Annotated in this window: 6 protein-coding genes; all 6 read right to left on the reverse strand. The window is 53.9% G+C overall.

What is annotated here, in order from left to right:
• Positions 1-85: 85 nt before the first annotated feature.
• Positions 86-1,042 carry an ABC transporter ATP-binding protein gene (locus G485_RS0114300; protein ID WP_027093119.1) on the reverse strand — a complete coding sequence of 319 codons (957 nt, stop codon included), beginning with the start codon at positions 1,040-1,042 and terminating at the stop codon, positions 86-88.
• Positions 1,039-2,055 (reverse strand): ABC transporter ATP-binding protein, encoded by a 1,017-nt coding sequence (locus G485_RS0114305; RefSeq protein WP_027093120.1) that lies wholly within the window; start codon positions 2,053-2,055, stop codon positions 1,039-1,041. The genes G485_RS0114300 and G485_RS0114305 overlap by 4 nt, the downstream gene beginning before the upstream one ends.
• A 29-nt stretch (positions 2,056-2,084) precedes the next feature.
• A complete protein-coding gene (locus G485_RS0114310; protein WP_027093121.1) occupies positions 2,085-3,029 on the reverse strand; it encodes an ABC transporter permease in 945 nt (314 codons plus the stop codon).
• A 3-nt stretch (positions 3,030-3,032) separates the two neighbouring features.
• A complete protein-coding gene (locus G485_RS0114315) occupies positions 3,033-3,968 on the reverse strand; it encodes an ABC transporter permease (protein ID WP_027093122.1) in 936 nt (311 codons plus the stop codon).
• A 107-nt stretch (positions 3,969-4,075) separates the two neighbouring features.
• On the reverse strand, positions 4,076-5,779 hold the full coding sequence (locus G485_RS0114320) for a peptide ABC transporter substrate-binding protein (protein ID WP_027093123.1): 1,704 nt from the start codon (positions 5,777-5,779) through the stop codon (positions 4,076-4,078).
• 836 nt (positions 5,780-6,615) lie between these two features.
• A partial coding sequence (locus G485_RS26565; protein ID WP_156922240.1) for a transposase occupies positions 6,616-6,907 on the reverse strand: 292 nt, incomplete at its 5' end.

Here is a 6,907-nt window from a genome sequence, read left to right on the forward strand (position 1 = left end):
AACCCGGACGCACGTAGGCGCCGGGTTGACAGCCCGCTCTCTTCGCGGCCGAGCGGCAATTGCGCTTGCCGTCCGTTAGCGTGATTCAAGCGTAATGGCACGATGCCCAATGATTCGGGCGCACTTCTCTGAATTCGGGCGTCTCCTGCGCGCAGCGCTCCGTCGCCGCATGGCACCGGGTTCGGAATGGACAGCCGCTCGGCGGGTTGACTGGGCTCGGAAGGTCCCCGCTCAGCACGATCCGCTCCTTCTGCGCTTCCAGATCGGGGTCCGGAACGGGAATGGCGGACAGCAGCGCTTGCGTATAAGGATGCTGCGGATGGGCGTACAGATTCTCGCTGCTCGCCAGTTCGACGATCTTGCCCAGGTACATGACGGCGACCCGGTCGCTCATATATTTGACCATCGACAGATCGTGCGCAACGAACAAATAGGTGAACCCCATCTTCTTCTGCAGGTCGATCAACAGATTGATGATCTGCGCCTGAATCGACACGTCGAGCGCGGAGATCGGCTCGTCGCAGACGATAAACTCCGGCTCTACGGCAAGCGCCCGCGTAATGCCGATCCGCTGGCGCTGTCCGCCCGAGAACTCGTGGGGGAAGCGCGAAGCATGCTCGGCGTTCAGGCCCACCATTTCCAGCAGCTGCTCCACCCGCCGCTTGCGCTCCGCGCGGCTGCCCGCCAGTCCGTGAATGTCGAGCGCTTCCCCGATAATGTCCAGCACGGTCAAGCGCGGATTCAGCGAAGCGTACGGGTCTTGGAAAATCATCTGCATTTTTCGGCGGTACGCCTTCAGCTTGGATTTCGACAGCTTCGTCACGTCCACGCCGTCAAGCGTGACGCTCCCCGCCGTCGGTTCGTACAGCCGAATCATCGTGCGGCCGGCCGTCGATTTGCCGCAGCCGGATTCGCCGACCAGGCCGAGCGTTTCGCCTTTCGCGATCGTAAAACTGATATCGTGAACCGCCTTTAATATGCGGTTGTTCCCAACGTTAAAAAATTTGCGCAGCCCCCGGACTTCAATAAACGGTTCGCTCATGCGCTCGCCCCCTTGCCGCTGTCCATCTCCGTCGGTCTTGCCCGCACATGCTGCAACCAGCAGCGCACCGTTTGGGTGTCGCTTATCGCGGTCATTTCCGGGACGTCGGTCTCGCAAATCCGCATCGCTTCGTCGCAACGGCTGCAAAAACCGCAGCCTTGCGGAGGTTTGATCAGGTCGGGCGGCGTTCCGTAGATCGGAACAAGCGGCTCGTCCTTCGCCTGATCCAGCCGGGGCAACGAATTGAGCAGCCCCTTCGTATAAGGATGCTGCGGATTGCGGAAAATTTCCCGCTTCGTTCCCGTCTCCACAATTTGTCCGGCATACATGACGATCACGCGGTCGCACATATCGGCGACGATTCCGAGATCGTGGGTAATGAGAATGATCGATGTTTTGGTTTGCTGCTGAAGATCCTTCATCAAACGAAGAATTTGCGCCTGAATGGTCACGTCGAGAGCGGTCGTCGGCTCGTCGGCGATAAGCAGAGCCGGGTTGCAGGCCAGCGCGATGGCAATGACGACGCGTTGCCGCATCCCGCCGGAGAAGTGATGCGGATATTGAGAGATTCGCGACTCCGCATGGGGGATTCCGACCATGGACAGCAGCTCGATCGCCCGCTTCTTGGCTGCAGAGCGGCTCAACCGCTGATGCTTCATCAGCCCTTCCATGATCTGCTTCCCGACCGTCATCGTCGGGTTGAGCGAAGTCATCGGGTCCTGAAAGATCATGCCGATTTTGTTGCCGCGCACTTTCTGCATCTCTTTCTCGGACAGGGACAATAAATCTTGCCCGTCGAACACAATCGAACCGCGATTGATCTTGCCCGGCGGCGTGGCGATTAACCGCATGATCGTTTGCGCCGTTACGCTCTTGCCGGAGCCGGATTCGCCGACGATCGCGACGGCTTCCCCTTCCTTCACGCTGAAGCTGACGCCGCGGACGGCCTGCACGACGCCGCCGTAAACGTCGAACGATACGCTTAAGTCCTGCACATCCAATATCGTTTTCATCTGGCATGACCTCCTTTCTGCATGTTCCGTTATTTTTTCAACTTGGGATCGAACGCGTCCCGCAAACCGTCGCCGAACACATTGAAGGCGAACATCGATAAGCTGAGGAACAGGGCGGGGAACAGCAGACGCCACGGATAAACGGTCATCGCTTTGACCCCGTCGTTGATCATCGTGCCCCAGGAGGCGACGGGAGATTGGACGCCGAGTCCGAGGAAGCTGAGGAACGCTTCGGTGAACATGGCTCCGGGAACGGTCAAGGTGAGCGTCACCAGAATCGGTCCCATGGCGTTCGGGATCAGGTGGCGGAAAATAATCCGAAAGGAACCGGCGCCGAGCGCCTTGGAGGCGAGAGCGTATTCCTGATTTTTCAGCTGCATGATTTGGCCCCGCACGATCCAGGCCATGTTGATCCAGCCGGTAATGGACATCGCGACGATGATGGTCGTCAAGCTGGGCGGCATGACGACAAGCAGCAGAATGACGATAAGCAGATACGGAATCGCATAGAGCACCTCGGCGATCCGGTTCATGATCTCGTCCACCTTGCCGCCGAAGTAGCCCATGATTCCGCCGTACACGATGCCGATGAACAGGTCGATCAAAGCGGCCACAACGCCGACGAACAGCGACACTTGCGCGCCTTTCCACGTTCTGACGTACATATCGCGTCCGAGGTCGTCGGTTCCGAACCAGTGCTTGAAGCTCGGAGCTTGGTTCGTATGGTCCAGATCGTTCGAGAAATAGTTGTAGTGCGAGAACAAGGGGGCGAAAATAGCCATCAGCACGATGGCGATCATCAGATACAATCCGAACATGGCCAGCTTGTTGGCGAACAGGCGATAGCGGATGTCTTGCCAAGCGGTCAGGCTCTTGCGCTCGATTCGCTCGGCGCGGTTCGGATCTCGTCCTATCTTCATAAACCGGTCGGGCGACGCGTTCGAAGCCGTGTTCAAGTTGATTTCCTGCTGCATGGCTTATCCTCCCACCTTTCCGGCGGATATTCGAATTCGCGGATCGACGAGCACGTAAGCGATGTCGGCAAGGAACCTCGTCGCGATGAGCAGGACGGCGTAAAAAATCGTCGTCCCCATAATGAGCGGGTAGTCTCTGTCGATGACGCATTGCACGAAAAATTTCCCCATGCCGGGAATGGCAAAAATTTGTTCGATAATGACCGATCCGGTTATGACGTTGGCCGCCAGATAGCCCAGATACGTAACGACGGGAAGCATCGAATTGCGGAGCGCATGACGCCATACGATCAGATGTCCGCCAAGGCCCTTGGCTTTGGCCGTCTTGATGAAGTCGGCGTGCAGCACCTCGATCATCGTGGCGCGGATCAAACGGGCAATGAAAGCGATCGACACCGAAGACAGCGCGATCGTCGGCAGCACATAAGCGAGCGGCTCTTTCAGTCCGGTGACGGGAAACATTCTTAATTTGACGGAAAATAAATACTGCAATAGCGGCGCCATGACCATGCTGGGGATGGCTAGCCCGATGACGGCGATGACCATGGCCAGGTTGTCCAGGAACTTGCGGTGATACATGGCGGCGATAATGCCGAGCACGCATCCGGCGAGAACGGACGTGATGATCGACACAATGCCGAGCCGCAGCGAGTAGCCGAACGATTGGGAGATCATCTTGTTGACCGATTGGAACCGTTTCTTCATGGAGATGCCGAGATCGAACTGAGCCAGCTTCTTCAAGTAGAGGCCGTATTGCTGAATGAGCGGTTTATCCAAACCGTAGTAGGCTTCCATATTTTTCTGAATCTGTTCGGTCGTCGCCTTCTCGGACTGCAAGGGGCTGCCCGGAACCGCGTTCATCAGCGCGAAGGTGGCCGTCACAAGGACAAACAGCGACAGAAACATAAAGATGAATTTGTTCAAAATATAGCGAATCACACGGTCTCACCGCCTTTTCCTTCTTGTTGTTTACAGTAAAAAGGGTATATATAGGGATTCTATATATACCCTTCGTTCGTAGCTGCCAAGATTATGAACGATTTAGATTACTGCTTGTCGCCGAATACCCAATCCAGGTCGCCTTTGTAATCCGAGCTGACGTTGGTAAAGCCGGGCTTCAGCATCGTTACGGTGGTGTAGTAGTAGAGCGGCAACAGAGCCATATCGTCCGCGAAGGCGATCTTCTCCGCCTGGGCGATCTTATCCAGCCGGTCTTTCTCCGATGTGGCCGTAATGGATTCATCCAGCAATTTGTCGACTTCCGGATTGTTGTATTTGCCGTCGTTGTTGCCGGATTTCGAGTGAATCAGGTCGTACGTGAAGTTGATCGCATGGTTGAAGTCGGCGCCCCAGCCTGAGCGCGCGATATCGAACTGCTGCGCGGACCGCGTGTTGAGGAACGTTCCCCATTCCTGGTTCGTCACTTTCACTTCGACGCCCAAGTTCTTGCGCCACATGTCGGCGACGGCTTCCGCGACCGCTTTGTGGGTTTCGTCCGTGTTGTAAAGCAGCGTAATGGCGGGCAGCTTGGAGAGGCCTTCTTCCGCCAATCCTTCGGCCAGCAGCTTCTTCGCTTCGTCCACGTTCTCCGTGAAGTAATTGTCCGGATAGAGCTCGCGGAACTTCTTGCCGTCGACGCCTGCGATGCTGGGCGGCACCAGGCCGAATGCCGGCGTTTGCTGCGCTTTGGTCACATTGTCGATAAGGGACTGACGATTGACGGACAAGGAGAACGCTTTGCGGATCTTCACGTTGTTGAACGGTTTCCTCGTCGTATTGAACTCGTAGTAGTAGACGGAAGCGACCGGCTGGACTTTGGCGGAGCCGTCCGCAATGACTTTCTCCACTTGATCGGCCGGCACCGATCCCGCTTGCGCGCCGATCCAGTCGATTTTATCCGTCTGATACATGTTGAAGACGGTGGAAGATTCTTCGACCATCGTAATAGACACTTTGTCGAAGTGGACTTTGGCCTGGTCGTAATAATCCGGATTTTTCTCCAGAACCATGGTGCTGCCGTGCTCCCATTCCTTCAGCAGGAACGGTCCGTTCGTCACGATCGAGGACGCTTCCGAAGCCCAATCCGGCTTCGCTTCTACGACTCTCTGGTCTTCAGGCCAATAGGAGTTGTGCGCGACCAGACTGATAAAGTAAGGGGTGGGGTTTGTCAGCTTCGCTTCCAGCGTGTAGTCGTCCAGCGCTTTGACGCCGACATCGTCTGCGGAAGCTTCTCCGGCGTTGTACTTCTCGCCGTTCACGAGGTAGAAAAGGAAGTAGGCGTAATCGGAGGCCGTCTCCTTCGCCAGCGTGCGCTTCCACGCGAATTCGAAATCGTGGGCGGTAACGGGATCGCCGTTGCTCCATTTCATCCCTTGGCGAATGTGGAAGGTGTACGTTTTGCCGTCATCCGAGATGTCCCAATTGGTGGCTGCCGCAGGCTCCGGTTCGCCGGCGTTGTTGAGCCGCGTAAGACCTTCATACAGGCCGTCGCCGACAATGATCGATTGAGCGTCCTTCAGGAGAGACGGATCGAGGCTGGGCGGTTCGACCAGCGTAAAACGGAATTCCTTCGGCGTACCCGAGCTCGTCGGGCTGGCGCTTGCGCTGGCCGAGCCGCTGGCGGACGGGCTGCCGCTAGGCGAGCTGCTGGGAGAGCTCGTATTGTTGTTGTTGCCGCCGCTGCAGGCGGCAAGCGATACGCCAACGAGCGCGAATGCGAGCGCCGTTGTCAAAAGTTTCTTCCCCTTCATTCCTTCCAACCCCTCTTCTCGTTATGATCAAAAAGTAAAAGCATCAAGTAAGAACGTCTAGTTCGATATAAGCGGTTATGTCAGAGTAAAGATACGATGACGGACTTTCCGCAGGAAATTCGTTGCTGCGCGAACCCTCAGGTCAACTATAGGTAAGATAAATGTTATATAAAATAACAAAAATCATCACTTCATTCCCAATCTCTCCCCTATGTATCGTATTAGAGTATACACAAATGAAAAATTCAAAGTTTACAAATGTGCACTCCTATTTGGAGCCCATTATACTGCATAATTTCTATGAAATCTATGACTTTTTTCTTATGCTCTCAACTTGCAGCTTCACCGCAAATACGGGTTAAACGTTCACCGCGTTAAAACGTTATTTAGTCAAAACGGCGCGATCAATAGACATTTTCTATAAAATATCGAAGGTTTAAACTGCGAAATTTTCATAATTTTATTTTCGGAAAGAAAGTTGGTCAAAGGAAAAATTCTCTCCATCTCGCAGCATCGCTCCTGAAGTTGTATTGCATTTTTATACAAAATTTTAAATACTTTCATCAAACAAACCTCCAATCCCTTAATATTTTGAACATAATTTCATATTATATTGCACGTATTTATACGAAAATTGTATTTAATATACATTGCTTCCTTGACAGACCCAAATTTATTTTTTTTAAAAAACGATCGCCAATTATGAAAGAAAACATGACATTCAACAAAAGAAGGGGTAAGCGTTTTCAAATTTTGGCGAGGACTTTCGGAGCCGTTTCACATTATTGTAGGGCTTGCTGAACAAGATCAATTTAAGCTGCTCCCAACGCATGAGCCTAGACCGTGATTTTCTTTGCGGTTTTCATGCAAAAAATCGGACGGAACGCAATGAATCTGAAAAAAGAGAAAAAAAGAACCCGCAGTCGCCGTTCCAGGTTCATAACCAGAAACTGGATAGCGATGACAGTTAAACTTGTATGAGCACCGCGGGAGCAAATTCGGCCCAAACCCAACTTGCGTTTGCCTTCGCCGAACTTTCCTTCGATCGCATTGCGCTGTGCAGCGTCTTGCTTCTCTTGCTTTCGATCATCGGCGTCACGTTGTTCTTTGGATGGCCTGCCAAGCTTC

Origin of the sequence: Cohnella thermotolerans DSM 17683, from assembly GCF_000429825.1 — a bacterium.
Lineage (GTDB): Bacteria > Bacillota > Bacilli > Paenibacillales > Paenibacillaceae > Cohnella > Cohnella thermotolerans.